1 protein-coding gene is annotated in these 1,440 nt (G+C 49.1%); it reads right to left on the bottom strand.

Going from position 1 to position 1,440, the window contains the following annotated elements; translation table 11 throughout:
• Positions 1–216: 216 nt before the first annotated feature.
• Complete coding sequence (locus CLV88_RS22790; protein WP_106610703.1) at positions 217–1,188, bottom strand: adenylate/guanylate cyclase domain-containing protein; 972 nt, start codon at positions 1,186–1,188, stop codon at positions 217–219.
• Positions 1,189–1,440 lie beyond the last annotated feature (252 nt).

Raw genomic sequence — 1,440 nt, 5'->3', positions numbered from 1 at the left:
TGCTTTGGGAACATGTGCTTGATGCGGTTGAGACGCTCTTGGTCGAGCCAAAACAGATGCGACATGGACAATCCTCCTGTCGCACATGAATCACGCTAAATGGGTGAATGGAATCGATCATCGCAAGGGCCGCTATCCATCGCGATCCAGTCATCCGATAAAAAGAGTCAAATGACGGCGCTGAGCCCAAAGCGGTCGACAATACCAAGGATTATGCTAGTTTCGCCAATTGAGAAAACGAACTTGATGACTTCCTTCAAGACCTTTCAGTGAGACCGTTTCAGGATCAGAAAAAACGTATTCAAAATCCGTTCCCGCAACAGCATGGGTCGTGTCTGACAGGCAGATTTCACCTTGCCCTGCAACCGAAGTTATGCGTGCTGCCTTGTTGACCACGGTACCGAAGAAGTCATCTTTTGCCCGCACAACTTCACCGGTATGTATCCCAATCCGTAGACTTAGCTTCGGCTCAAGATCCTGCTGCGATAATCCTAGTTGAATGGCTTTTGCGGTAGCCAAAGCGGAACGCGCGGAAGAAAAGCTCGACATTGTTCCATCGCCAAGGGATTTAATGAGCTCTCCACCATTTGCTTCGATGGCACCTTTAAGGTCATCAAAATGCCTGGCGACAATGGTCGTCCAAGCCCGATCTCCTATGGCTTCAGCAATAGGTGAAGAGTTAACGATGTCTGTGAACATAATGGAAGCCAAGCCTTCACTCTGTTTAATGCTGAAGTCATCATGCATGGCGTCCAGAAGTTCCTGAATCGCTTTGTGTTCGTGGCCGATCCTTGTTTCATTCGCCGACGGCAGTGACGCGTGTCGATGCACGATTTTCCAAGAACCGTGCTCCAGAACAAAGATCAACGTCGTCCGAAAATCCACTGGTTCCGCTAGACCTTTAAACCAAAAACGATTGGAAAAAAACGACCAGCCCGCATCTCCAATCTCAAAAGCTTCTCCCAAGAGTTCTTGTCTGTCCAAAACATCGGGCACCTCTTCAAAATGCCTTCCGATAGCTTCCCGAACCGCTCGACCCGCCCACAACTCTCCGTCAGCAGAACCAACGAAACGGAGCTCCGATGCTTCTGATAGATAGTTTTGGAGTTCCTTTTCGTTGCGTGAAAACAAAGCTTTGTACCAGCGTCGCGAAATAGCAAGAAGCTCAGGGGACTCTCTAAACAGCATTAGCGACCCAAACAGGCGTCAATGTGTTGCCAGCGAATAATGGAAATCCATTCATAACATATGATCTTTCCTTCAACTTGCGCCTGTTTATGAGAACTAGCATGTTCAAGCGTAGGTGAACTGGGTTGCTCGCTCAAGTGTGAGTCCGCTAAGTCCGGAGGCTGTGTGGAAACTCGGCTGATTGCGATGCCCGTCTGTCTTTACCTGCGTTTTTGCCCGTTTTGGCGTGAGATCGGCATTTCAGCCGACAGA

Source organism: Shimia abyssi (assembly GCF_003014475.1).
Lineage (GTDB): Bacteria > Pseudomonadota > Alphaproteobacteria > Rhodobacterales > Rhodobacteraceae > Shimia > Shimia abyssi.
This window is presented reverse-complemented; position numbering and strand designations above follow the sequence as displayed.

What these genes read in the sequence shown, in the direction of transcription:
- CLV88_RS22790 (WP_106610703.1), bottom strand. Translation starts at nt 1,188, where the DNA reads ATGCTGTTTAGAGAGTCCCCTGAGCTTCTTGCTATTTCGCGACGCTGG.